15 protein-coding genes are annotated in these 26,982 nt (G+C 39.5%); 1 reads left to right on the top strand and 14 read right to left on the bottom strand.

Annotated elements, in window-relative coordinates; all coding sequences use genetic code 11:
• Window positions 1-221: 221 nt before the first annotated feature.
• From H4J57_RS13115 to H4J57_RS13085, 7 genes are all read right to left on the bottom strand, one after another.
• Window positions 222-2,798: an exo 1,3/1,4-beta-D-glucan glucohydrolase gene (locus tag H4J57_RS13115; RefSeq protein WP_182243258.1), complete on the bottom strand. Its 2,577-nt coding sequence runs from the start codon at window positions 2,796-2,798 to the stop codon at window positions 222-224.
• Window positions 2,799-2,812: 14 nt separating this feature from the next.
• Window positions 2,813-4,084 (bottom strand): sugar MFS transporter, encoded by a 1,272-nt coding sequence (locus tag H4J57_RS13110; RefSeq protein ID WP_182243257.1) that lies wholly within the window; start codon window positions 4,082-4,084, stop codon window positions 2,813-2,815.
• Between the two features lie 393 nt (window positions 4,085-4,477).
• Window positions 4,478-4,990: a tyrosine-protein phosphatase gene (locus H4J57_RS13105; protein WP_182214931.1), complete on the bottom strand. Its 513-nt coding sequence runs from the start codon at window positions 4,988-4,990 to the stop codon at window positions 4,478-4,480.
• Window positions 4,991-5,038: 48 nt separating this feature from the next.
• Window positions 5,039-6,661 (bottom strand): glycoside hydrolase family 30 beta sandwich domain-containing protein, encoded by a 1,623-nt coding sequence (locus H4J57_RS13100; RefSeq protein ID WP_259366858.1) that lies wholly within the window; start codon window positions 6,659-6,661, stop codon window positions 5,039-5,041.
• 156 nt (window positions 6,662-6,817) lie between these two features.
• The gene (locus tag H4J57_RS13095) at window positions 6,818-7,585 is read right to left on the bottom strand and encodes a sugar-binding protein (RefSeq protein WP_182243254.1); all 768 of its coding nucleotides are present in this window, start codon (window positions 7,583-7,585) and stop codon (window positions 6,818-6,820) included.
• Between the two features lie 200 nt (window positions 7,586-7,785).
• A complete protein-coding gene (locus H4J57_RS13090) occupies window positions 7,786-8,607 on the bottom strand; it encodes a LytTR family DNA-binding domain-containing protein (protein ID WP_182214926.1) in 822 nt (273 codons plus the stop codon).
• A 15-nt stretch (window positions 8,608-8,622) separates the two neighbouring features.
• Window positions 8,623-9,789: a sensor histidine kinase gene (locus H4J57_RS13085; protein WP_182214924.1), complete on the bottom strand. Its 1,167-nt coding sequence runs from the start codon at window positions 9,787-9,789 to the stop codon at window positions 8,623-8,625.
• Window positions 9,790-10,198: 409 nt separating this feature from the next.
• On the opposite strand from H4J57_RS13085, the gene H4J57_RS13080 reads away from it, so the two are divergent.
• Window positions 10,199-12,109, top strand: a complete 1,911-nt coding sequence (locus tag H4J57_RS13080; RefSeq protein ID WP_182243252.1) for a methyl-accepting chemotaxis protein — start codon at window positions 10,199-10,201, stop codon at window positions 12,107-12,109.
• A gap of 153 nt (window positions 12,110-12,262) precedes the next feature.
• Here H4J57_RS13080 and H4J57_RS13075 read toward each other — a convergent pair whose 3' ends face one another.
• The 7 genes from H4J57_RS13075 to H4J57_RS13045 all read right to left on the bottom strand — a co-directional run bounded on the left by H4J57_RS13075 (window position 12,263) and on the right by H4J57_RS13045 (window position 26,527).
• Window positions 12,263-13,255 carry a glycosyl hydrolase family 17 protein gene (locus tag H4J57_RS13075; protein WP_220465246.1) on the bottom strand — a complete coding sequence of 331 codons (993 nt, stop codon included), beginning with the start codon at window positions 13,253-13,255 and terminating at the stop codon, window positions 12,263-12,265.
• Complete coding sequence (locus H4J57_RS13070; RefSeq protein ID WP_182243250.1) at window positions 13,248-14,135, bottom strand: glycosyl hydrolase family 17 protein; 888 nt, start codon at window positions 14,133-14,135, stop codon at window positions 13,248-13,250. Before H4J57_RS13070 ends, H4J57_RS13075 begins: the two co-directional genes overlap by 8 nt.
• 93 nt (window positions 14,136-14,228) lie before the next feature.
• A complete protein-coding gene (locus tag H4J57_RS13065; protein ID WP_182243248.1) occupies window positions 14,229-17,675 on the bottom strand; it encodes a hypothetical protein in 3,447 nt (1,148 codons plus the stop codon).
• 99 nt (window positions 17,676-17,774) lie between these two features.
• Window positions 17,775-19,187 (bottom strand): malectin domain-containing carbohydrate-binding protein, encoded by a 1,413-nt coding sequence (locus H4J57_RS13060; RefSeq protein ID WP_182243247.1) that lies wholly within the window; start codon window positions 19,185-19,187, stop codon window positions 17,775-17,777.
• A 156-nt stretch (window positions 19,188-19,343) separates the two neighbouring features.
• Entirely contained in the window at window positions 19,344-20,672 is a 1,329-nt protein-coding gene (locus H4J57_RS13055; protein WP_182221601.1) for a glycoside-pentoside-hexuronide (GPH):cation symporter, read from the bottom strand.
• Between the two features lie 124 nt (window positions 20,673-20,796).
• On the bottom strand, window positions 20,797-23,781 hold the full coding sequence (locus tag H4J57_RS13050; RefSeq protein WP_182243245.1) for a TonB-dependent receptor: 2,985 nt from the start codon (window positions 23,779-23,781) through the stop codon (window positions 20,797-20,799).
• Between the two features lie 76 nt (window positions 23,782-23,857).
• On the bottom strand, window positions 23,858-26,527 hold the full coding sequence (locus H4J57_RS13045; protein ID WP_182214912.1) for a glycoside hydrolase family 16 protein: 2,670 nt from the start codon (window positions 26,525-26,527) through the stop codon (window positions 23,858-23,860).
• Between the last annotated feature and the right edge of the window lie 455 nt (window positions 26,528-26,982).

Below are 26,982 nucleotides of genomic sequence, written 5' to 3'. Positions count from 1 at the left end.
ACGCTGATTCGACCAGAAAAAAGGATAAAGCTCAACAATCAGCCTTATCCTTATCCTTTAAGTTAAATAGACTACTGCGGGCAGTTCAATGGCGCGCTAGTCGCTTTATTTGACACTAATCGAATATGGTCATTATCAATAAATACGCTGATTCGACCAAAAAAAAGGATAAAGCTCAACAATCAGACTTATCCTTATCCTTATCCTTTAAGTTAAATAGACTACTGCGGGCAGTTCAATGGCGCGCTAGTCGCTTTATTTGGCACTAATCGAATATGGTTAACAGATAAATTAATCGCGCCCGAGGTACGCAATTCAAAAGGCACAGCAACTTTACTCAGCTGCAGACCTTTTTCAGCAAAGCAATGTAAGCTAATAGCAATATCTTGCCACTCACCCTGCTTAGATGCCGCTAATTGTGCTTGAATATTATAACTTGCCTGACAATTTGCGGTATCGCCAAGCGTTTCACAATTCATGGTGATATAAACAGGCGCGTTAATATCACTGTCTCTTTTAACTGAAAATGTTAAGTCAGCATTTTTTTCGAGTTCACTAGTAAGATCTTCTCTAAAACCGTTGCTGTTAATAAATTTAACTCCCGCACTCGCTGCGCCATTGGTCTTAAGTCGAAATGAATCTTCTTGTATCTCTTTATCAACCGTTCGATAAGAAATTCCTTTAAGTGATTCACTACTCGACTCTATTTCAATGTTTTGTTGTTGAGAAAACAATAACATTTTCCAAGGCGCTATCGCCTTACCTAAGAAAATATCGGTAATTAAATGCGTATTAAGCGCCACATTAGATTGCTCAGACAAGTCAGCTAATAAAGTGTCGTCTTGGTAGGTTAAACCATAGCCATATGAAAATAATGGTTGGTAGTCTTCGTCAAAACGATTGACAATTTGTGTTGGTAATTTAGGCCAAGAGAAAGACAATTTACCGGTAAAGTCGTGTTGGATATTATCAGCTGGGCTTTTCAATAAAACATCTGCGATTGCCTTACCCTCTGAGCCCGGTAGCCACGCAGCGACAAATGCATCGCTAGCATTGAGTTCAGCATTGACCCACATAGGTCGACCACTAATAAAAACAGCAACAACAGGTACTCCTTTTGCTTTAAGTGATGTAAGTAACGCTAAATCTTTTTTATGACCGCGCTGATATTCAAGGTTATCAATATCACCATACCCTTCAGCATAAGGTTCTTCACCAAAAACGACAATCGCTACATCGGGTTTGTTTGTGTAACTGCCATCAACACTCAAGGTTACTTGACCACCTGCGGCACTGACTTGTTGTTCTATCCCAGAATAAATAGAAGAGCCACCGATAAAGTCTGAATTTTTATTACCAGTTCCTTGCCAAGTAATACTCCAGCCCCCTGACTGTTTACCGATATTATCAGCGGCATCGCCCGCTACTAAGATATGTTGCTTAGGTGATAAAGGTAATAGCTGTCCGTTGTTTTTTAACAACACTAAGGATTCGCGAACCGCCTGACGAGCAACTTCGCGGTGCGACTCCCCGCCAATTAAAGCGATGTTCCCTGATAAAACACGCTTGGCAGGACTGGGCTTTTCAAAAAGCCCGGCGCGGACCTTTACCCGTAAAATACGCGTTACGGCATCATCAATACGTGACTGCAGAATATCGCCTTGCTTTACTTGTGCAATTATATTGTCATAAAGTGGTCGCCACGCTTCTGTTGGCACCATAAAAATATCTAAGCCAGCATTAACCGCTTGAGCGCAATTTTCTTTGATACAGCCTTTAACTTGCCCGTGACCATTCCAATCACCGACAACAAAGCCGTCAAAACCCATTCTATTTTTCAAGACATCGGTTAGCAAATATTTATGACCATGGACTTTATCTCCATGCCAACTATTAAATGAAGCCATTACCGACTGAGCACCCGCAGTTAAACCGCCAACATAGCCTTGGGCATGCACAGTAAAGAGCTCTTGCTCGCTCGCTATGTTTTCGCCTTGATCATCGCCACCTTGCGTACCGCCGTCACCGATAAAATGTTTAATGGTACTGATCACGCGTTTATCACCTAAAAAATCTTTATTGGCATGACCTTGTAAACCTTTGACGACTGACGCTGCGTATAAGCGAACAATTTCAGGATCTTCTGAGTAGCCTTCATAGGTTCTTCCCCAACGATCATCTCTAACCACGGCAACAGTTGGAGCAAACACCCAATCAATACCGGTAACCATGACTTCGGTCGCGGTTATTTCTGCTATTTTCTCAATAAGTGTCGGATTATTTGCTGCGCCCAAGCCAATGTTATGAGGGAAAAGTGTCGCCCCGATAACATTATTATGACCGTGCACCGCATCAGTGCCCCACATCGTTGGAATTGTTGAACCGTCGAGTGAATCATCAACAGATGCTTGATACATTTTCTCAGCCAATAAAACCCAATCTGCAGGGGTAGAATGCTTATTATTATTGGGGAAACCCCCACCACCATTTAAATAAGAGCCAAAACCATAGGTTCGCATATCCTCAAGGGTAATATCACGAATTTCAGGTTGGATCATTTGCGCCACTTTTTGTTGCAAGGTCATCTTAGCGAGTAAGTCAGCTACTCTTTGCTCGACTTGCGCATCTTTTTTAACGTCACTTTCAAGTTGAGGCCAAATCTTATCAGCTTTATTGCTATCAATAGCTTGTGTCTCTTGCCCCGTTAACGTCGAATTTTCAGCAGGGCTGCAACCAAAGATTAATAACGAAAGCGTGATAAGAAACCAATTTTTTTTGTTAAATTTTAAGTATTTCATTGCGTTCATATTCATTATTTTTCTGTGACTACCTTGCTACCCTTCAAACCGTAAAAGACGATATAGACGTAACAAAACAAAGGTAGGATAAAAGCAAACTGCACACTGACACTATCCGCTAACAGGCCTTGTAATACGGGGAGGATTGCGCCACCGACAATAGCTAAGCAAAGGATGCCAGCTCCCTGACTGGTGTGCTTTTTAAGCCCACTTAACGCCAAACTAAAAATCGTTGGAAACATAATAGAGTTAAATAACCCTACTAATAAAATTGCCCACATCGCTATGGTGCCAGAGCTTAAAATAGTGATGGCAATTAAAATCACTGAACAAAGCGCATTAAAGGCTAAGGTTTTACCCGCATCTATTTTTTGCATAACTGCAGCGCCAATAAAGCGCCCAACCATAGCTCCGCCCCAATAATAAGTAAGGTACTTTGCCGCTTGAGTTTCTTCTAAACCGGCGATATCAGTTTCGCCTAAAAAGCTCACCAAAAAGCTGCCAATTGACACTTCAGCGCCAACATAAACAAAAATACCGATAGCACCTAAAACTAGATGGCGATAATGCCATGCCGACCCTTCAATTTTTTCGCCATCAACCACCTCAGCACTTTCAATATGTGGAAGTTTTAAGAAAGCAAAAATAGCAGCAAGGACTAACAAGGCCGCCATCAGTCCTAAATAAGGCAGTTGTACCGATTCAGCACTATTTGCTGACATTGAATCAGTGACTTCGTTTAAAATTAATAACGCGCCAAAATAAGGTGCGATAGTTGTGCCTAAAGAATTAAACGCTTGGGTCATGGTTAATCGTGACGAAGCGGTTTCTTTCTTACCCAGTAAGGTCACATAAGGATTTGCAGAAACTTGCAAAACGGTAATGCCACTAGCTAAAACGAATAAAGCCGCCAAAAAAACAGGATAACTATGTAAAGAAGCGGCGGGATAAAACATTAAACAACCCAAAGCCGCAATCACTAAACCGACCACAATACCTTTTTGATAGCCCATTTTTTCGACAAACCACCCTGCAGGCAGAGAAACCAAAAAGTAAGCACCAAAAAAGCAAAATTGCACTAGCATAGACTGTGCATAACTTAACGAAAAAATGGCCTTTAAATGGGGGATCAAAATGTCATTTAAACAGGTAATAAATCCCCACATAAAAAACAATGATGTCAGTGAAATTAACGCAAAGCGAGTAGAGTTATCTCCACCAAATCCATTAGATGAATTCGCTTGTGAGGTTTTGCTTTGATCTAAAGTAAAAGATGTTCCAGCCATTGTGGTGAGGTCCTATTGCTTAAAAATAAACACAAAGAATTTAGCTACTTCAAGTAGCAAGTTTATTCTTTATATCGCTTAAAATTGGTGTTGTTAATAACAAACCTATATCAGGCTTTATTATTTATCTATTTTTATTATAATTTGGCAGTAAAACCGCGAGACCACGGCTTACTGTCATTAATTTATCTTGAGTGATACAACAAATAGTTGCAATTTAAATGAGGTGTAGTGGGTAATCAATGCGTTAAAAGCGAATTTAAATAACACCGTAAGTTGAATTAACCCGATAGCAGACAAAATTAAATCGTTAAAGGGTTTAACTAATTACCTCTGAACTAAGTTAACATGAAATCAGTACTCTTCTGGCTGCAAAGTGGCTTTATATTGTTATCAAAACAGTGTCTCGGCTTTTGTTAACTGACGATTCAAATAATCTCGTTGTTTTTTAATTTTCAAAGCTTTAGGTTTCACTTTTTGTACTTCTGTAACAATTTTATCGACTGGCCAACCTAGTGCTAATAGTAAAAGAGCAATAACAGTTCCCGTTCGGCCTGTGCCGCCTTTACAATGAATAGCCACCGTACCTTTATTCTTCAATTCATCGACTATGGTCGTTTTATTTATTGCCCATTGCGCTTCAAAAGCAGTACTCGGCGCTTCATCATCAATAATTGGCAATTGTAGCCAACTAAGCTGATACTGGCGACAGAGTTCAGGTAAAGAAAGTACCTTGTTACTTGCCATTTCTTCATCAAACATTAATGTGATCAGCATTGAAACACCCTCTTGCTTCAACTGCTTAAGTGATTGTTCAAGGCTAACTAATTTAGTGCCAGGACAAGGGGTAAATATCAGCTTAGCACCGTTATCCAGCGCTATAACTTCAAAGGGATGTTTATTCACTTAATCTTTACTCTTATTAATTATATGGCTTGTTAAAACGATTAAAAACTAAAGCTTAACACGTACTGTTTGCACGGCATTAGCGGCAATAGTTACTTGCGCATATTGACTACCAATTTGTAATGAATAATTTATTGGTGCTTTAGTGGTATTAAGTAACTGTACACTGACCAAACCATTGTCATTAATCGCAGCGCTGGCGTGTAAAGCATCTTTGTCTAAGCCTTCTAACTGCTGATTAACCTGTAATGCCGTATCACCTGGTCGAATGGTTTTACTAAATTGTGCTAATACATAATAAATCGGGGTGTAATAAACCTCACCTGTCTCAGTATCAATCATGATAGGTGCACCACAAAAGTTACCTACGTGATTAGGCCCACCATGCTTATCGAGTACGATATTCCAATCTATCCAGCCCTCTAACCAATGATCTAAACTAACAATAATATTACGTGCATAACGATGAACGGGGGTGTATATAGGATGATCCTCAGGTTTAGGTGCCCAAGTTGCGGTGTACGCCCAGTCGGTCGCATTTTCGTTCCACCAAAAATCATCATTATTGAACCAGTTACTTTCTTTAAAGCGGACAGGATCTAAGATACCTGCTGGTGCATCTTTACCTAGATCATCAATCGTGCCTTCGGTATGTATAATTGAAAACTCTGGAAATTTTTCATGAACCCGGTCAAACACATCTTCATTAACTTGATTACTGCTTTCGTACCAATGAACGGCTGTACCATAAACATACTCAGACGTTTCTTTATCCCCGAGTATTTCATCAGTCCAATGCTCCATTTCATCACGATTTTGGTCATAAATAAGTAATTTAACCGCTTTGTGCGCACTCGCTTTTAATTTTGGTCCTAAATGGTCCTTAATAAAAGTATTTTGGCTTTTAGGCGTAAAATGCATACTTTCCCATTGACCACTGTTGCCATGCGGTTCATTTACTGGCGTTAGTGCCCAGAGTTCAATACCTTCTTGATGATATGCATCGAGGTACTTAATAAGATAGTCTGCATAAGTAGCGACGTACTGTGGTTTTAATTCGCCGCCCGTGCCTTGGTGATTATTTTCAGGTGTTGGCTTAACATAATAGTCTTCAATCGTTTTCATCCAAGGTGGCGCAGTCCATGCGGAAGCGACAATTTTTAAATCTTTATCGACTTGCTGATTTTTTATCGCGTAAGCTTCTTTTATCATTGGCAACAAATCAAATTGCTCATCTTTAATACCAGGGTAATCTTGAGCGCTAAAACCATCGCTATCTAGCGCGATACTGAATGATGTTAAGTTAGTGTCATCTTTACGTTCTGCATATGAATAGCGACCGTCCACGGCAAAGTCTGTTGCGCCAATATGCGTGCGTGCTATTGAAAAATTAGCGCCCTTTTCGCCATAAATATTTTCCATCACCTCTGCTCGCTTATCTTTAGTTAAGTGTGCAAGCACAAAAGCGGAAGATTCAGTGAACGATGTACCAATACCAACAATCTTTTGTTTTTTAATATCTGGCCTTACAACAATAACCTTGCCCGTAGCTGTACCTTGTTGAAAGGTTAAATTCTGCTGTGGCGCTATTTTATCACCGGCTTCGCTAGTCAGTAATATTTCTTGGGTCATTGAAAGCTGGTAATTAATATCGGTGGTGTCTTTATTCATTTGAGTTGCCTGATTTACCGGTGCACAACTCATTATGGTGAGAGAAGTGATTGTTATAACAAATAACTTATGGATGAATTTTTTTTCAATATTGTTCATTTTATAATGCTCATGTCTAGGAGAGGGAAAAGAAAAACTTAACGCTTATCTAAGCGATTATTTAGCCAAGATAAGCTTACCGAACATACCCGCATCTATCCAACCACGATCGGGCGCTCCACCCTCTGCAGACTCAGAGCCAATAAAATTTTCACGTAGTTCACTGCCGTCGTTATCACAATAAGCCACCATGAGTCCCATCACTTTGCCAGCAAACAAGGCGACTGGTTTGTTAATACTGCTTGAGTCTGTTGTGGTATCTTGATATTCATCGTTATAAATATCGATGCTTAGTTCCCAAATAACCGTATTGCCTTGTTGTTTCCAGTTGCTTTGAACATGATGTGAATAGTTCTGCGGCTTTTTGTTGGTACCTATATCTATGGCTTGGTTATCAAGAGACATGTGGTAGGCAAGTGCATTATGGTTATATTGGTGATCACCGCCAGAGAAATCTTCATCTATAAAAATCTCTAAGCAATCGTCATCCCAATATTGGCTCAAGGGGTCGCGATGGGTATCAATGAGAATGTCATCAATAATTTCAGCCATAATATATAATTTAGCTTGCGTCCAAACCACCTTGTATCGGCCTTGAAAGTCTTCTTTTGAAAATTCTGGACCTAACCAACGTTGATCTAAATTTTGCCACGGTGCCAATTGCCAAACACTTTCATTGGCAATACCATCAACACTTGGTGCTTTTTCAGCATGTGGTGCATAATAATTAAGTCGATTAGCCGCGTGACTATCGGCTGCATAGCAAGGCACTATTAATGCCATAGAAAAAATGGACGCAATAATTATCTGTTTAATACTTAACATTTAATATCCCTTAATTAACAATGACTGTTTACCCAAGTGAGTAACATCTACAGTTATATCAATCATCTAATGAGCGGCTTTTTATAACAACCGTATTACGATAAAGGGGATTTTAGAAGCGGTAGGCTGGTCAATATAAGGCAATAACAAGATCACTTAGATAAAAAATGGCATATTGACCACGAGTCGTCGTCAATATACTACATGTCAGTTAAAAAACTCTTGATCACTTCTCGATAATTACGGCTCACTTTAACTTGGTCATATTCACCTAATTTAAGAAAAAACTCACCTTTAGTATGCGGGATCACTTTTTGAATATAATTAAGATTAACAATCGTTGAACGGTGCACACGTTTAAACATTTCAGAGTCTAAATCTTCTAGCAAATTTTTCAAGGTGCAGCGTTTAATATGAGTAACGCCTTGCGCATGAACACAAACATAATCTCCTGCTGCGTCAACCCATTCAATATCGGTTTGTTTTAACAAGGTTATATCGTCTCGGTCTTTAATGACGATTTTACGCTCAACTTTGTCGGTATTAAGCTTAGGAAGGCTGATACTCTGCGAAGAAGCATTATCAGGATTTTCCATTTCATTGATTGAGTCTATCGCACTAATAATGCGAGATTTATTTAAAGTGTCTTCATCACTTTCACAACGAACCAACGCACGCTGAATGGCCCGCTGAATTCGTTCGTCATCAATAGGTTTAAGAATATAGTCAACGGCATGCACATCAAACGCATCTAAAGCATATTGCTCAAATGCGGTCGTGAAAACCACCATAGGAACAATATCAGATTGTAATTTTTTAATAACGCCAAAACCATCAACACCTGGCATCTGTATATCTAAAAAGAGTAAATCAGGTGCTAAGGCCATCGTCGCTTCAATCGCTTCACGGCCATTTTTACATTCTGCAATAATTTCTATTTCAGGAATTTTATTTAACTTTGCACGCAAGAGATTAAGCGCTAAAGGCTCATCATCAACAATAATTGTTCTTAACTTATTCATAAATTTAACTCACCGTCATTGAGTTTGGTACTGGCTAGCAGGTGTTATTTCATCAAGCGTTTCAAAAGGCAGCTTAATGATAGTTTTTAAACCACCTGATGGGATAATATTAAGGTTAAATACGTAGTCATCTGTATATAACACTTTAAGTCTTTCATCGATATTACGCAAGCCGACACCTCGACTCCTTTTTCCTTTCATTTTACTACCGTCAACCGCGGTTCCAGAACCGGTATCACTTAACTCTAACACCAACATTTTATCAACAACGTCAGCCCATAGACTAATAGTGCCACCCTCTTCATTTTGCGCGATAACATGTTTCATTGAGTTTTCAATAATAGGTTGTATTAATAAACTCGGTATTAAAGCTAACTTTGCTTTATCAGAAATTTTAAAATCTAATTTAAGTCGCTCGCCAAAACGGGTTTTCTCTATTTCTAAATATAAATTAAGTGCGATAATTTCAAATTCTAACGCAATTTTAGTATCAGGGTTATTGTCTAATGAATAACGTAAAAACTTACTTAATTGAACGGTCATCCGCTGAGCTTTCTCTGGAGCTTCACATTCGATTAGAGAATTAATGGCATTGAGGGTATTACAAAGAAAATGAGGGTTGAGTTGGTAACGTAACATTTTTATTTTTGCATCTCGGGCTACCGATTGCGCGTTCACTCTTTTTAATTGCTCTTCTTTAGCTTCCGCTGCCTTTGAAAGCAACATTTTATGCTCAAATTGCAACAATTGATAATAGCGAATACCATGAAAAAAACCGGTCCAACAAAAGAAAATAAAAATACTACTAAAATACCAGCCGCCAAACTCGTCCCAATTACCGGCAGAGCTGGTCAGTTCTATATAAAGTTTGACTCGAATAAGTGTCCAAATAAAGGAAATACAAATCACTGAAACGATGGTTATCAGTACGCGGGTAAAAATAGGTGAGTGCCAACACCTCATGAAAATCCAATACAGTGGCAATGAACAAAATATCCCCACAACAGACTGCCAAAAAGTGTGATTAAGGTGCTCGACATCGATTTGGACATACCAAAGTGTCAGTGATATCAGGCTAATTAATGAAACGAAAGACCAAAAGCAGATTTGTAAAACCCAAAATAGATACTCTGGCTTTTTTGAAATAAATTTATTGAAACGTAATAGTGGGTTGTCAGACATATTTGCTCCGAAATCATCTGATATTATACTACCCCTTCCGCCACTGATGGTCGAATAAAAATTTCCTTACTATCGTTGCTAAAGACCGTTTCATCTCATTAAGGTAAAAATAGCTTAACTTAACTTAACTTACTGAGTAGGTAAGTCAGTAAGTTAATCGATAGTTCATTGTCATCAAAAAGTATTTTTGGTATTTAAATAAAGTGATTTTATATTTAATCAGCTGAAATAATTAGCTATCTTGAAAGAAAGTTAAATTGTTGTGGTTTTAAATGGTGCGACTACATGGATATGTTAAGCTCAAGCAAATTGAGAGCGAATCTATTTTAAAACCCTTATAAAAAGGATTTTATGGACAAATCGCCGTAACCGAAAAGTTTGTGGAAAACTTGCAAATAGGATCTATTTAATGAGATTTTTAACCACCCTTTCTATCCGATCTAAGTTAGTCATTGCCATGTTAATGGCCGTTATCATATCTACCAGCATTGTTGGCTTTGTCGGCCACTCAAAAGCCAAAGAACTGCTTATATCCAGACTCCAACAATCAGATTTACCTAATCTCCTGCTGCGCGTTCGTAATGCAGTCGACGGTGAAATTTCTGAAATGAAAGTGTTAACAAAATCTATTGCCACTAACCCTTTTCTACTTGATTGGATAGAGTCTGGTGCCAGCAAAGATAATGAAGCTAACGTTATTAGCATGCTGAGTAACATCGCTAAAGATAACAATTTAAGTAATGCCTCCTTCGCCGATCGAAAAACAGCTAAATATTGGAACCAAGATGGCTTTCTACGTGTTCTCAAAGATGACAGTCTTGATGGTTGGTTTTTTGCATTTACCAATGGTAATAAAGAAGAGTCGGCAAGTACCTACGCTTATCCGAATGGTAATGTAGATGTTTTTATCAACTATCAACAACTTAATGGACGAGGTGTTTCTGGATTATCTAAATCATTTAATGACATGGTTAGTTACCTAAACAGCTTTAAAATTGAAGAGTCAGGTTTAGTGTATCTTGTTGATCATTCGGGGTTGGTAAAAATTCATCAAGATAAAGCAAAAAGTGAAAAGGCGAACCTAACTGATATATATAAAGATATAAATTTTCAAACGCTGTTATCAAAAGAACAATTTTCTTTTCAAGAAACAGAAAGTTTAATCGTGGCGACAAGCTATATCTCAAGCTTGGGTTGGTATGTTGTTGCAGAAGTGCCAAAGGCTGAATTGTACTTAGCGTTGAACGAATCACGAAATTATATGCTAATTTGGTTTGTCATTATTGTCGTAGTGTTTATTTTTATCAGTATCATTTTTGCAAAAAGTTTAACGCAACCTATCAATGACCTAGCTGGATTATTTAAAGCATTGGGTGATGGTGAAGGCGACCTTAGTTACCGACTAAGTGAAAGCGGCAGCGAAGAAGTCTCACGTTTGGCCCATGGTTTTAATACTTTTATCAGTAAAATACACTCGGTAGTTAATGATGTCGCTAAAACATCAAAAGATGTCCGCCAAGCATCGTTAGATGTTTCCCAAGATGCAGAGCAGTCAAAACTCGATGCTGAAGGTCAGCGTGACATCGCCACACAAGTTGCAACGGCTATTAGTGAAATGGGTTCAACCATTACAGAAATTGCAGCAAACGCCGCACATGCGGCTGACTCGACGAGCGAAGCGATAACCCAAGCTAAAAATGCACAAGTTGTTGTTAAAGAATCAACTGAGAATATTTACCAGATGGCACAAAAGATGGATTCTGTGTCTGTTACCATTGAATCTTTAGCGAATAAAAGCAACGCTATTAGCAGTGTGCTTGATGTTATACGAGGAATTTCAGAGCAAACAAATTTACTGGCATTAAATGCCGCGATTGAGGCTGCTCGTGCAGGCGAACAAGGTCGTGGTTTTGCGGTGGTCGCTGATGAAGTTCGTAACTTAGCGAAGCGCACCAGTGAGTCCACTGATGAAATTAATAAAATGATCAACCTTTTGCAATCAGAGTCTCAGCGAGCCGTTGATAGCGTGAGGGAAAGCAAAGTGACCGCCGAAGTTGGCGCAACGGATGCTCAACAGACAACAGAGGCACTTGAGGAAATTGTTGCTAATATTCAGCTCATTTCAGATCTAAATACTCAGGTGGCCACAGCAACAGAAGAGCAAGCAGCCGTTGTCGGTGAAATTAATATTCACGTTCATACGATAAGCGATAGCACAGAAAACAGTGCGCAAATATCAACCCGTATAGCCTCTTCAAGTGAATCACTCACTGCAATGGCGATGAACCTTGATAGCTTGGTCAAACGCTTTAAAATATAAGGGAAAGGTTAATGGCTGGGTGAATAAGGGATTTTCAATCATTTAGTCTTTAATTTGACCAATAAAATAAAACCCAACGACTTTGACCGAGCAATATTTGCTGACAAAATCCTTGGGTTATTACTTTTATTGACAGTTAAACTTTAACGAAAACTAAGCAACAGCATTGTTTTTGTTAATGTTTATAACCTCGTTTGGATAAATATTTTTCATCACTAACTTAGGCGTACGGTCGACTTTAAAGAGTCCCCAATGTTTTTCAGGTTCTAATTTATCAGGAGATCCTTTCCATGGTTCATCAAAGGCTTCAAAGACAAAGGTCAGTATTTTTTCTTCTGTCGTCCAAGCAAGTAGTTGCTGATAATATTCTGCCTGTAGTACTTCGTTAGCATTCCAAGGCTCTATGCCCCGTCCATTTGATGCCGTTGTCCAACCCGCTTCGGTAATTATCACCGGTTTGTCAGGATAATGATGGGCAACACTGTAATAATTTTGTTTGGTATATTCGAGTGCATCTTCCATCGTTCTATATTCCCAGGCAGGGTAAGTATGAATGGAAATAAAATCTAGTTCAGCAACCAAGGGCTCAAGTTTGTATGTCCAAGGGACATAGTTTTCACAAAAAGTTACCGGTTGATGAATTTCTTTTTTAATTTGTTTTACATAGTTTACTAAACTATCAACAGGTACCATATGGTCTGTCCATTCGACACTCGCTTCATTGCCGACAGAAACTGAAAATACGATATCATCATACTTTTTGGTAAGTGCGATCATACTATGAATTTCATCACAATTTTTCTGACGATTAGCATTAATAACTTCTTGGCTAAAATCAGCCCCCCAAGGACAGTTAGGGTTACTCATTTCTGCTGCCATATCGACGCCTAGCATTACTTTGAAATGCAGTTTTTCAGTTTTAATAACATCAAGAACAAGTTCGGCGTGTGGTCCACAATCGTAAAGTCGCAGGTAACTCCAATTTTTTTTCAAAATAAGTAAGTCTTCTTTAACTTCATTATAACTTGGGTAAAGACCTTCTCTTGGATTTTGCCCGTCACGATAGCCAGAATAACAAATAGCATTTTCATGAACTAATTTCATCGAACTAATTGTTGCTACTTTATCACTGTGTTTTTTAAACATACTTTAATTTCCCGTTTTTATCCCAAAGTCCCCAATGCGCGCCAACACCGCCTTCATCTTTAACTTTCCAAACCTCATCAAATGATGAAAAATAGAAGACCGCTATATTCTCTTCTTCTGCCCACTGATAAGTACCTAAAAAGTACTTAATGGCGTTTTCATAAGATGGCACAGCACCCCACTCTGCTGGACCTTCATTCGGCCAGCCAGTTTCAGTGATAATAACTTTTTTACCCTTGCCAGCTTTAATAGCACGGCGATACATGTCTTTCATGTAAAGAATGGAGTACTCAAGGGCACAGCCTTCCCAAAAAGGATAACAATTCGCTAAGATCAAGTCGCAGGCGTCGGTAACCTTGGGATGTTCTTCAAATTCATAGTAAGCGTCAACATAGCCTACTTCGATACCCGGTAATGCTGCTTTTACACGATTAATGTAAGCGATTAATTGTCCTTCACTTAAGTCTTCACGCAGTAGGACTTCATTGCCAACGGCAACAATATCGGCATAACCTTGTTGTGCAACCGCTATCAGGTTGTTGATTTCTTTCTCATTATTTTCTAAATCATCATCTAGCCACGCACCGACTAAGGTTTTTAAACCTTGCTGCTTTGCTATCTTGGGGATATTTTCATTACCATCAGTACAAGAAAAAGAACGGATCCAGTTAATACTAGGAGAAATAATCGCCATACGTGCCGATATCTGTGCCTCGCTTATCTTAGTGCCAGGCCCTTGGCCTTCAGTATAAGGGCTAAAGGAAATACCATGAATTTTATTATCAAGTACCCCATTAACAGCACTTTGTAAGTCGTCTCTAGAAGAATGACCAAGATTCATTCCAGCCAATGACATATGCTTATTGTATTTACTCGACATGCTCGTCTCCGATAACCATCGTTATATATAATTGACGGGGTATTGATACCCCGTCTTTAATCAAACAACCAAAAAAATCATGCTAAATAATGATTAATAGAATAAATTATCAGTTGATATCGTTAAGGTTAATTGCTGTATTTGACCGCTTCTAAGAAACAGATCAGTGCTCTCTTTAGCAGGTAAACTCAACGCTGAAAATGTGTGCTGTTTACCGTCTTTATAAGTCACCATTAACGAAGGTTCAACTTCATCGTTAAGCTGGTAAACAATTGGAACCTGACACCAAGTAAAGGCGAGTCCCATTGCTGGCACCGTTATTTCTTGCCAATTTTTGTTAACATCTAGGTAGCGAAATGGCTTGGCTTGTTGAATAAATTCACATGATTGCAATAAGCTTGGTTCAAACGAGACAACGCCTGCGTTAACGCGAAGACCTAACTCGCCAAAACGTGAAAGTATTTCTTCTTTCACTTGTCCGGTCATACCCGGTTGTTGCGCACCCGAATGTTTAGGGGTATGAGAGTATGGGTCCATTGGAAATGCCCCATATTCAAGTGGCGTTTTGTTAAAACCAATACCGTCACGAACTCGATAGTATAAACTGGCAATTTGTCGCCTTACCTCGTCACTTTCACCTTGATCAACACAGTTAAAAAAGTTTTCTTCTACCGCTAACATCAGCTTAGAAACCATGTGCCAATAGATACAGCCCAATCCTTCAAAACCAAACATACCACCAGAGCGGCCAGTAAAAGCTTGATGATTAAAGGTTTGCTCATAAAGATCAAAAATCGCTGTTTTATCAGTTGTCAGTGCCTGAGGATATTCTTGACTAAGCTCTGTTAATTTATCTTGTAGAACATTGCTATTAGTAATATCAGCATTGAAGCGATATTGACCATCAATATCTTGCAAAATGATACGTTCATCAGCTTGTTTAAGCATCTGTTGCAGCGAAGTGTTTTCTTGTACCTGCTGGGCATCAACACAATTTTTTTCTAAAAAGCTTGGTAGCTTTCTATCGGGGTAAAGCATAAAACTTTTTTGATCGGGGCGATAAACATCACTCGCAAAAAGCGCTTCGAGTACATCAACCACTTGTTTTGGTTTAAGTGCACCAGAACTTAAGGCAGCAACCTGTCCTTCGAGCATTGGGTACAGATTTTTAACCTTGGAGGTCTTATTTTCTAGGCTCAATAAATTATAAGCGTTATATAATCCGTCGGCGCGTTCATTGGTCTCAATCGTATGTTCAATCGCTTGTAGGGCATCACTTAACATCGCACTGATCTGACTAATCTGCTGATGCGTCTTACCACTAAAACCTTCTTGGCTATAGATAGCTTGACGGTAATGGCTTGCTGCCATGCCTAGTTCTGCAGTACTTTGATAGCGTACCTCAGCAGTTACTGGCTCAGGGGTTAACGTTGAAACTAAATGTGTTAATGCGTTTGCCGTATCAGTCAACCATAAGTTAACTTCAATAGACAACTCAACATCTTGTGTTTCATTAGCAATTAACTCTTGGAAAAAACAAACATAACGACGCAAGTAACATAAGGTCACCATAGATAAACCTTGCCCAACTAAAGCATTGTTTGCATCATTCCACTCGGGTCTTTGGGTATTTAACCAAATGCCGCCATCAACCACTAAATTACCCAATTTAGACAATAAGGGCACTAATAATTTTTCCAACAAGTTAACTTGATAAACATCCCCCTTGTCGTCAAGGACCAGTTTGCCATCAGCCCCCATTGTTTTAACACGTTGCTCAATGTTAAGCGCGAGCGACTCATCATAGGTGACGGTGCTTTTAGCATCTTTAACCAAGTCATCAAATGACTTAATGCGATAAGGCACATTGGCATAACTGAAAAGTGTTTGGCGCAGCATCGCAGTCAATTTTTCTGGGTGAAATTGCTTCGACAGCTCAAGCATCTTTTGTAAGTAAATTATTTGATGATCACCCCAATAGCCAATATAGCTCCACGGGTCATCAGGTTCTTCTACTTCCCAGTCGATGCCTTCTTTGGTAATTCTATAAGGATTATAACCATCCATCGTCGAAGCATTAACAAACTTGGCAACAACACTTTCAATAAATTGCGGGTAGCTATACGTCAATGCCTCCCAGTTTTGAAAAATATCTCGCCAATTTCCTTGGTAAGTTAACAAACGCTTATTGTTTTCATCCACTAATTTAATAGCGAACTGGTTCCATGGACGACTCGGATCGCCATGACGACGACCAAATGATATAGGTAAATATTCAGAAGCTAAGCGCTCAAGTTGGCTATCGCCAGACGTTTTAATTTCTGTCAGTAATTCCACAAAATCTAACTTTTCCGGCAAGCTGTCTAACAGCGCTTGATTGCGTTGATAAACCTTATGGTTAAATAAATTAATCGTCTTGGTAAAGTCATCTGCAGAGATCTGATACTGATCGTCAAAAATACCACCACGCAAGGCATTAAATAAAACATTAGCATAGTGATGCTCGGCAACACTCTCTTCACCCGTTAATTGAAAACCATCAACAGAAGCCATAATACGTGCTAGTTCATCAGAGCCATTCGCTATAGAATCGTTGATATTTTCGTCGAGTTTATTTCGTTCGCCTAGCTGACGACGCAAGACAACAGATTGACTTTGAGTCTGCTCAATATTAGCAATAAATTGCCATTTTTTATCACTGTGCGGCTTAAGTTCAAGGGTAGTATTCACTAAATATGCGCCACGAATACCTCGCTTTGTTGTTTCCTGTTCAACCTGTTCGCCACGTCGAAAAGCACTTAACTGCTCAGATGAGAGTAAGATATTAGTGTTATCTAAACCAAGGCAAAAAACCGTATTGGCTTTTAATGACTCACAAGGCTCTGCTCTATCGGTGATGCCCGAAAACAAAGTAAAAAAGGCAAGACCTGAACTTTCATCTAACTCGGTCCACTTATAGGCATCCACTAAATTGCTTGAATTTGTTTGCGTAAAGCGCGGTGTACCTGCAGGTAAAACATTCTGAAAACCATCAATAATTTCAACACTTAAAGGTTTATCTGATAAGTTCTCTAATTCACACTTCCTTACAAAACCATAAGTGTCGCTCGTTGCCCAGGTATAGCGAAAGGCTAACTGCAAATCATTATGAATTTCTTCAAAACACAGTTTATTGCCTAAAACGTTCTTGTATAAGTTTCTGGTGATATTAAAACGAAGTTCATGCTCACGATTAAAGGGTTCCCAATCAACCTTTTCACTACCCGTATTAACACGTAGTAGGGTTTTACACCCCGTATTTAACTCACTTTCATGAATTTTGTCTACGGTAATATAAGGAAATAAAGGCGTCTCTGGCGATACACGCCCCGCGGTTAATCCACCCGTTGATGAAACGAATAGCCAATGGTCACTATTAGAAATAACGCTAACAAAAAAAGGAGCCATCTTATTAACATTGTTAATGGCATAAAAACGTTCGTCAGCGATAGTGACAAATTCACCGGTCACTTGATTGTTGTGGGTATTACATATTTTCATTTTTAATTCCTACCTAAACTCAAGGTACTTTACTGTTCTAAATAATTGAATAAATTGATAGATAAACGTTTAAATTCATCTATTTCTAAAATTTACGGTTTACTGATTTAAGGGTTTAAATATTCTGACAAAGTCAACTTCCATTGATACCGGAAAAATACTGTCATCTATCGGGCCACCTGCTTTGCCCCACATACCACCAATCGCGAGATTTAAAATAACGTGGTAAGGATGATCGTAAGGCCAAGCGCGCCAGCCGCTAGATTCATTGCTATAAAAGAAATAAGGCACATTATCAAACAATACGGTAATACTCTCTGGCGTCCACTCAACGGAGTAAAGATGAAAGGCTTTTTCAACATCTTGACCTTCGATACTGCCCTTTCGTTGTTCCCAATTCGCCCAATAATAAGCTTTATTATGTACGGTGCCATGAATGGTTTGCATGTCGTAACCAACGTGTTCCATGATGTCTATTTCACCCGAGTTGGGCCAAGCATCACAGGTTGCACTGCCTTGCCAATCGTCGTTTTCTTGACAGGTGCTTGAATATTTAAAAGGATTACTAGGCAACATCCAAATAGCTGACCAAGTGCCTTGCCCTGCCGGTAACTTAGCTCGAACGTCGACACGTCCGTAAAGAAAGTCGCCTTTACCTTGTGAGTGAATACGGCCAGAGGTATATTTTGCATCATCTAAATTTTCTTTGTAGGCGGTGATCACTAAATTACCGTCTTTTACATGGACATTTTTGAGGTTATCGGTATAAGTTTGATCTTCACTGTTCACCTTACGAGCAGGCCAAATATCATAACTCCATTTATTTGGATCTGGCTTACCTTGATAATTAAATTCATCACTCCAAACTAATTGCCATTGCTTTGACTCAATTTCTTTTTTACGGACAATTAGGGCACTAAGGATTGGCTGCCCGTTGATCGCTTCAAAGTTTATATCTAGCTGTCCATCGGTCACTTCAACATTATAAACAGCTCGTGCTAAGGCCGAGATATGCTTACCATCTCGAGCAAGCCTGACATTTAAATCGCTAATAACCAGCTTGTCCTCAGCAAAAACATTGAAGACTCGGGCATCCATAGCAGTATCTTCAGGTTCAGCAAATTTAAAAATGATATCGTATTGGCCATTTTCCATGGGTTGCTTAATGCCAATATTACCAAAGCGAAAAGATTGATAAATAAAACTATCTTGTGAGCCTTTGATATTTTCAATCGTACCTATATCACCGGAAATTATCGATTGATCTGCTTGATAGCTTATACCGTCAACACCAACATATTCACTGCCACCAACATTAATTGCCCAAACTACCGTGTTATTTTTTTCACTATGATCACTTTGCTTGTCGCCCTGATGAGCAGAAGCTAAATGAGCATCATCGGACTGATAACTTTCATCGTCGCTTATCAGTGCTCGGCCAATAAGTAATACAGGGATCAAGATTAAAACCAAGACCAGCAATGATTTTTTGTTACTTTGTTTATTCTTCATGGTATTGAAGCTCCAAATTCATAACGCCATCTCAGCTACGTAGCATTATTTATTAGCAATATTGAGAGCAACAATAAGGGAACTAGAATGTATCGCAATCAAAACAAGGCAAGATGGACTAGCCTTGCGGTAAAAACGACACTTCTGACATAGCGGCTAAGCCCCGTGAGTCTTTAAGGCTAAATGTATTTGTTCAACTTTTTCTTTGTTAAGCACATACTTTCGCATGACCCAAGCAACAAGTATTGAACCTAATGCAGGGTAAACAGTGAATGATAGTAAAATACCCTCTTTAGCTGTTTCTGTTTGTTCAACGTCTGCTTGATAGCCATAATAAGCCAGTAACCAACCGGCGAAAGCGCCACCAAAAGCGACACCTAATTTGATAAAAAACACCACCGAAGAATAGACCATGCCGGTTATGCGAACACCCGTTTTCCAATGACCATAATCAATGGTGTCAGCCATCTTTGCCCACAACAAAGGCGTTGCCATTTGTAAAAAGAAGCTCCATAAAAAAAACAAAGCAAAGGCTGTGGTCACTTGATCTTTGGGGACAAAATAACTGATCACACAGATAAAAGCGGCGATGAGCTGTAAACTAATATAAGCCTTAATCTTGCAGACTCTTTTCGCAAGAGCTTGAGCACAAGCGCAGCCTAAAATACTACCAATCATGCCCAGCGACATAAATAAAGTAATTTGCGCTTCGAGACCGAGCACATATTTCACATAATATATCGCTAATGTGGCTCTTAATACTTGGCCTGTTAATAAAAATAAACCTGCCAGCGACAATATTCGCCATTGATCATTTTGCCACAGTGCTTTTAAATCGTCGAAAAAGGATGTTTGCTGATTTTCAGGTACGCAAACACGTTCTTTAGTACCACTAAAACATAATAGAAACATCGCCACGCCTAAAAGGCTCATCGCGACCATAGTTAGCTGATACCCTTTGGCTTTATCACCATCACCAAAATACTCAACTAAAGGCAAAGTGCCTGCGGCAACAATTAATCCACCGAGCATCCCTAAAACGAATCGATAAGTTTGCACTGATACGCGTTCAGCAGGCTGCGTCGTTAAAACACCACCTAACGCAGAATATGGGATATTAATTGCGGTATAGACCATCATTAACAAGGTATAAGTAACAAAGGCATATATAACCTTAGCGTTACCCGTCAAGTCTGGCGTAGTAAATGCCATAATAGAAATAATGCCAAACGGCACAGCGAGCCAAAGTAGATAAGGTCGAAATTGTCCAAAACGTGTTCTAGTACGGTCAGCAAGTGCCCCCATCAGCGGATCAGTTATCGCGTCAAATAAACGCACCACTAAAAACATAGTGCCAACAACAGCTGGCGAAATACCCACCACATCAGTATAAAAAATTAACAGAAACATCATTACCGTTTGGAAAATAATATTACTGGCGGTATCCCCCAAGCCATAAGCAATTTTTTCGCGAATTGTTAACATAAAACGTCTCTTTTGATTATTGACTCGACTAACGAGCTTATAGATATAAGGTTATAAAATAAAAAAAAGGCCTATATCGCAAAACAATATAGGCCTATTAGTTGAAACTCACTAGATTACAGGTTTACTTAAAGCTGTAACGAACACCTACAGTATATCTAGTACCGTATTGTCTAGCGGATAAAAACTGCTCTTCGTAACGACCAAAAGATTGCTCGGTTTCGTTATTCAGATTTAACCCTTCAACAAATACCGTAAAGTTTTCATCAATGTCGTAGTTAATACTCATATCTACTTGACCAAACTCTTTAGCAAATTGTGGTGGCGCATCAGAAGAACCTTGAGCTTGTCCTACACCAATAAGGTATTCGTCACGCCAAGCGTAAGTGACTTTTACTGACAAACCTTCTTTTTCATAAAACAATTGAAAGTTAGCCGAATCACTTAAACCGGTTAGTGGTGTTTGCGGTTCTAAATCAGCAACACTATCAACTTTAGTTATGTCATCAACATCAAATTTAACATCACCATCAACAAACGTCGCATTAGCACCGAAACCAAAACCACTCTCGCCAAAAAAATGTTGAACAGCGACTTCTATGCCGTCAACCATCTTGTCATCAGGGGCATTGAATGGACGGGTAATATCCCATTGCATTAAAGGATCATCACCTGCTGGTTCAATAAAGCCTTGAGCGTTTAATGTCGCTCCGTTAGCTTGCATTTGTGCAAAAATTTCATCACTGGTTGGCGTGCCACCGAGGTCAGATACCGCTTGATTCCAACGTGGTCCCTGATAAATGTCACGCATATCATCAACTGATGTCGTTATTGTTTGGCTACTAATAAAGTTCTTTACATCTTTTCTAAAGTAACCAATAGCAGCATAACTGCCTTCTGCGTAATAATATTCTAAAGAAATATCAAGGTTAGTAGACTCATAAGGGTCAAGATTAGTGTTACCTTCACCACCTATACGAGAGTTAGGACGCGTACTTGCCCCTAATGAACGGCCACCAGCTAAGCTGCCTAAAGGAGCACGAGCTATCGTTTTCCCCCATGATGCACGGGCAACAAGTTCCTCGCTAAGATCAATTTTGGCGTCAATCATAGGTAAAAAGACATCATGCTCACCTTCAAGCGATAAAATAGTATTTTCACCTGGTTGATATTGAGTAAGCCACTCACTGCCACCTTTCCACCAAACTTCGGTAGGTATAGGTTGCAAGACATTACTAGTTACATCGGTTTGCTCATATCTAAAACCAACATTCACCTGCACGGGTAATTCAGCAACTTCAAATTCAAATAAAGACGACGCATAAACACTCGTTGTATCTTCATCTACTGAAGATTGTGATTGAACACTACCAGGGCGGTAAGCATCGGTACTAAAAAAGTCGTCGCCTAATACATCACTGTTTAAATAAGACGTTGAACGAGCAACCGCTTCATCAAAGTCAAAACTATAATAGTATCCAGCACCCATAGGGTTGTCGCCATTTGAAAATTCATCCAAAAAGCCATCGGTTGTATTGTACTCAAACATGCCATCAGGAAATGCCGCTGAATAATTGGGGTTAAACAAGAAACCACCAATCAAACCACTCCATGAACGTGAGCCACCCATGGTTTGCTCAGTACGAGCAACACCAAACTTAGCTGACTTTAATGGCGAGTCATCTGGATTTTCCCATGAACCATCGATTTGCAGTTGATCAATTTCAGACTTTCCAGGAGTATGCTCAAATTGGCTAAAATGTGAATCCATTTCACTAGGTGCAAGCGTTGTAGAGCCATTTTTCCAGAAGATTGTCCCTTGTGGAATATCACCTTGTCTGAAGTCATAATGTTTATTAACTAATTGATCTGAACCAAAAACTAATGATCCCGTGCCATTCATGCCTTTATCTTTGCCATTATCAGCTTTATTTTCTGAACTATGGTAATCGACTGAAAAAACAAAGTCATCTGACGGTCGCCATTCAACATTAAAACCTAATGAGCTTTCATTCGTTTCAGTTGTATTTCGATTGGCCGTATAAGAACCATCGTTACCAGACAAGTCGGCAAAAATAACTGTACCATTTTCATCTAATTCGTAAGCATCAATGTTGCCACCAAAATCGTGCCATTGACCCCAACCAATAGAATTAGTGCCCGTGGTTGACTCTCCCATCGTATAATCAAGTGTCATAATCACACTTTCAATAGGCGCATATTGAAAAGTAACATTGGCATTAGTTCTTTCACGCTCAACATTAGCAATACCATAGTTCATATCACGAGGGAAAAAAGCACCCGCTGCCGCATTTGCATCACGATTATCAATGACTTTGTCATCATCTAAAGTCGGAAGCTGTGCGTCTGGCTGAAACTGCCAACCTTGAATATTTGCCGATTGTTGTTGAAAGTCACGTTGTTGATGAGAGAACGACAAAGCAAAACCAAAGGTGTCATCAGCAAAAGTATTACTGTATAAGCCTGAAAATTCTGGTGTTACATCATCACCTTCAACATTAGACGAGTCATAAATGCCTTTTCCTGAAAGAACAAATTTCTCACCTGGGCTAGCAAAAGGCTTCATGGTAATAATATTAACTGTCGCGCCAAGACCACCACTTGGGTTTTCTGCACGCGCAGTTTTATGTACTTCGATAGCACTAACACCATCAGAAGATAAATTTTCTAAACTGTATGAACGTGAATTACCCGTACCCGGCATTTGACGACCGTTAAGTGTAATTAGGTTAAACTCTGGACCAAAACCACGCACGGTGATCTGGCTGCCTTCGCCATTAGAACGACTGACCGAAACACCGGTAATACGTTGTAATGACTCGGCTAAGTTAGTGTCTGGAAATTTACCCATATCTTCAGCAGATATGACGTCGACAACGCCAGAAGCGTTTCTTTTTACTGACATAGAGCGAGACAAACTGCTCATGATACCAGTTACTTGAATAACTTCTATCGCAGCGTCTTTTTCACTATTATTGACTTTATCTGTTACTGCTTCTTCGGCATAAAGCTGACTGCTCAAACCGGTTGCTAAAACCGCTGATATACAAACGGCTAGGCGCTTTTTATTAAAAATTGAATGTTTCATGGTTACCCTACTTTCTTAAAATTAGTTTTAATGACGGCGGCTGTTTAAAGCCGCTCAACCTTTGCTAATATCGTGGTTACAGTGCCGTTATCATCACATTGTCAAGACGAAAAACAGCCCCTTCTCCAGTTCCCCAAGCAGGGAAAATCATTAATACATCTATCTGACTAATATCCAAACCCGCATCAAATAATGTTTGTAGTGGGAATGTGTAGGTTTGCCATTCACCCGTAGTCGGTGCTTTTCCTTCTGTGCTGCCTGTTAAAGGAAGCTCTGCAAAAGTTTCGGCTTTATTTGACTCGATTTTAAACATCCAAACACTTGCCGCATCATTTGGTGGTGTAACAACTTTAACATCAAATTTCACCACACCGTTGGCTAAGATAGCTGATGCATCAACAAAAACGCCATCTTCAGCATCAAGCCCAACAACCGTTGGCTGTGAACCAATAACATATTCAGCCGTTACGCCATGCGCGGTATCATCGTTTTCAAGTGTTGGTGTTGTGCCACCACAACAATCCCACATTGACCAACCTGTAGCAGGTGCATCAGCAAATAAAACATCATTGTTGACAGTTGTTGCTGTTGGGTCATAAATTTTAACGTTATCTAAACGGTAAATAGCACCTTCGCCAGCACCCCATGCAGGGAAAACCATTAAGACATCAATCGCACTGACATCTAAACCAGCATTTGCTAAGTCAGATAAGTTAAAAGTATAGGTTTGCCATTGGTCTAGAGCAGGTGAAACACCTTCAACAGAGTCAGTTAACGGAAGTTCTGCGAAGGTCGCATTATTGTCTGCTTCAACTTTAAACATCCAAGCCGCATCACCAGGCATAGCCGTTACTTTCATTTCAAATTGAATTACACCGTTAGAAAGAATCGCAGAGGCATCAAATGGCGCAGGTGAATCTGTGTTATCAGCTCTTGAAATAAAGCCCATTACAGTTGGCTGACCACCGATAGAAAATTCAGCTACGTTACCGTGAGCATCATCGTCTAACTCAACAGTAGGCATAGAACCGCCACAACAATCCCACATTGGCCAGCTTGGATTTTCGTCATCGGTAAAGACCACTAATTCAGGCGCTCCACCAACGTCACCTTCAATCGCGATATTAGTAATTAAGTATTCAGCACCTTCGCCTGTTTGCCAAGCTGGGAATATCATCACAACATCAATTGCACTAAGATCTAGACCTGCGTCTTGTAAGACTGATAATGGGAATGTATAAGTTTGCCATTGACCAACAACAGGATCTGCACCTTCATTACTGGTGTTAAGCGCAACATCGCCAGTATTAGGTCCGCCGTCACCGGCTTCGACTTTTAATAACCAAGTAGTCGCAGAAGATGGCGGGGTAACCACTTTCATTTCAAATGACAAAGTACCATTTAAATCAACTAATGGTGATGCATCAAAAGGGCTAGACTCACCAGAAAAATCATCGCCAAAATGTCCGCCTCGCGTTGAAAAACCTAATACGGTGCCATTGTTATCATTAATATTAAATTGAACAGCATCGCCTTTATCGGCATCAGCGATAATTGCAGGAGAAGTACCACCACAGCAATCCCAAGCAATCCAGTTAGCATTTAAAGTACCGTTAAAAATATCTAGGTTTTTAGCAACACCATCACTTGGAGGCAATGGAACTGGCGCTTTACCTTCTATTAGACCATCTTCTAAACTATCGTAACCAGGTCTTACTGTTTCACAGCCTTTACCGGTATCAATATTTTGCTGACATTGGTAAACACGTACATAGTCAATTTCAAATTTGTTATCTGCACCAAAAGCTGTTGCATCAACACCTAAGTTATTAACATTTTCAGGCCAAGTGCCACCAACAGCAAAGTTAAGTACTAAATAAAATTCTTTGTCGTAAGGAGCCTTGCTCCAATAGGTTTTTAATTCACCCGATAATTGGTCGTAGTATTCAGTAAACCAACCTCGATGTGCTAAGCCTACTGCTTCATCTTTAGAGTTGTAGCGAATTTTGGATTGTCGCTGTGTTGCATATAAATGGTCATCCATGTACCAACGAATTTCACCTTCTTGCCACTCAATGGCGTAAGTGTGGAAATCATCAGCTGGGTTAGCGCCACTTGCTAGGCTATAAGCTTGTCCTGATTGAGAATTGTTAGGCCAGCTCTTACCATAATGAAGTGTTCCGTAAACATGGTTTTCTGCGGTACCGTCTTCTCTCGCGACACCTAAGTTAACTGATTCAAAGATATCAATTTCACCCGAACGTGGCCATTCGCCATATTCTTCATCGGTAGGCATCATCCAAAATGCGGGCCAGCTTCCTTGTCCTGAAGGCGCTTTAGCACGCATTTCCATACGTCCATATTTAAAATCGGCTTTGTAACGCGTCATCATGCGTGCCGATGTGTAAGGTAAAGCGGCGCCCTCGGCTGCGGGTAAGGCTACAATGTTTAATATACCATCTTGTATATATGAGTTTTCAGCGCTGTCGGTGTAACATTGTTTCTCTTGGTTACCACCACCGTCACAGTTAACTTCATGCGTCCAGTTTTGACTGTTTATTGTGCTTGCATCAAACTCATCATTCCACACCATTTTCCAATCAGAGACAGGTTGTTGTGGATCAATAATATCTGGTTTAGTTTCGGTGGCTGCACCACCACAGCCAGCAAGTCCTAACGTAACCGTTAGCCCTATTAACGCGGCCAAGCCTTGTGTTTTAAATTTAACACTGCTTTTAGTTTTCATGTCTTCTCCCCTAGAGATATCCAAATCAAATATTTATAATCATTTTTATAATGTCTATACGCTACTTTTATCTACAAAGTTCACGTGAATACAAATACAATCGTAAACAAAATACTGTTATTAACTGCATATCTTTTAGCACAACGATTTACTAATTAGCATTTAAATACGGTCAGATGGGATAGTGCAAAGTTGAAATGGACAAAACAGGGTCAAACGACGTTTTTTGATGATCTTTTTGGCTTTTATAATTACCGCTTTACTTGGGTTTTGTATTAAGAGGCTGATACAACTTTAAAGCAAGGTGAGTCATCATCTATATAATATGATGAAGACTAAGCTCAGTACTCTCTTTACCTATTAGCTTTTAAGAATTAACACAAAAAAACACCCAATTGATAAGTGTTAAACCTTAGCCTCTGCCATCACACTAATAAATACTCCGCATTATTTTA

The organism is Colwellia sp. BRX8-7, assembly GCF_014077275.1.
Taxonomy (GTDB): Bacteria; Pseudomonadota; Gammaproteobacteria; order Enterobacterales; family Alteromonadaceae; genus Colwellia_A.
This window is presented reverse-complemented; position numbering and strand designations above follow the sequence as displayed.

Excerpts from the sequence above, each read along its gene's own strand:
- H4J57_RS13115 (WP_182243258.1), bottom strand. The coding sequence starts at position 2,798 with ATGAAATACTTAAAATTTAACAAAAAAAATTGGTTTCTTATCACGCTT.
- H4J57_RS13110 (WP_182243257.1), bottom strand. The coding sequence starts at position 4,084 with ATGGCTGGAACATCTTTTACTTTAGATCAAAGCAAAACCTCACAAGCG.
- H4J57_RS13100 (WP_259366858.1), bottom strand. The coding sequence starts at position 6,661 with ATGAATAAAGACACCACCGATATTAATTACCAGCTTTCAATGACCCAA.
- H4J57_RS13095 (WP_182243254.1), bottom strand. The coding sequence starts at position 7,585 with ATGTTAAGTATTAAACAGATAATTATTGCGTCCATTTTTTCTATGGCA.
- H4J57_RS13090 (WP_182214926.1), bottom strand. The coding sequence starts at position 8,607 with ATGAATAAGTTAAGAACAATTATTGTTGATGATGAGCCTTTAGCGCTT.
- H4J57_RS13085 (WP_182214924.1), bottom strand. The coding sequence starts at position 9,789 with ATGTCTGACAACCCACTATTACGTTTCAATAAATTTATTTCAAAAAAG.
- H4J57_RS13080 (WP_182243252.1), top strand. The coding sequence starts at position 10,199 with ATGAGATTTTTAACCACCCTTTCTATCCGATCTAAGTTAGTCATTGCC.
- H4J57_RS13075 (WP_220465246.1), bottom strand. The coding sequence starts at position 13,255 with ATGTTTAAAAAACACAGTGATAAAGTAGCAACAATTAGTTCGATGAAA.
- H4J57_RS13070 (WP_182243250.1), bottom strand. The coding sequence starts at position 14,135 with ATGTCGAGTAAATACAATAAGCATATGTCATTGGCTGGAATGAATCTT.
- H4J57_RS13065 (WP_182243248.1), bottom strand. The coding sequence starts at position 17,675 with ATGAAAATATGTAATACCCACAACAATCAAGTGACCGGTGAATTTGTC.
- H4J57_RS13060 (WP_182243247.1), bottom strand. The coding sequence starts at position 19,187 with ATGAAGAATAAACAAAGTAACAAAAAATCATTGCTGGTCTTGGTTTTA.
- H4J57_RS13055 (WP_182221601.1), bottom strand. The coding sequence starts at position 20,672 with ATGTTAACAATTCGCGAAAAAATTGCTTATGGCTTGGGGGATACCGCC.
- H4J57_RS13050 (WP_182243245.1), bottom strand. The coding sequence starts at position 23,781 with ATGAAACATTCAATTTTTAATAAAAAGCGCCTAGCCGTTTGTATATCA.
- H4J57_RS13045 (WP_182214912.1), bottom strand. The coding sequence starts at position 26,527 with ATGAAAACTAAAAGCAGTGTTAAATTTAAAACACAAGGCTTGGCCGCG.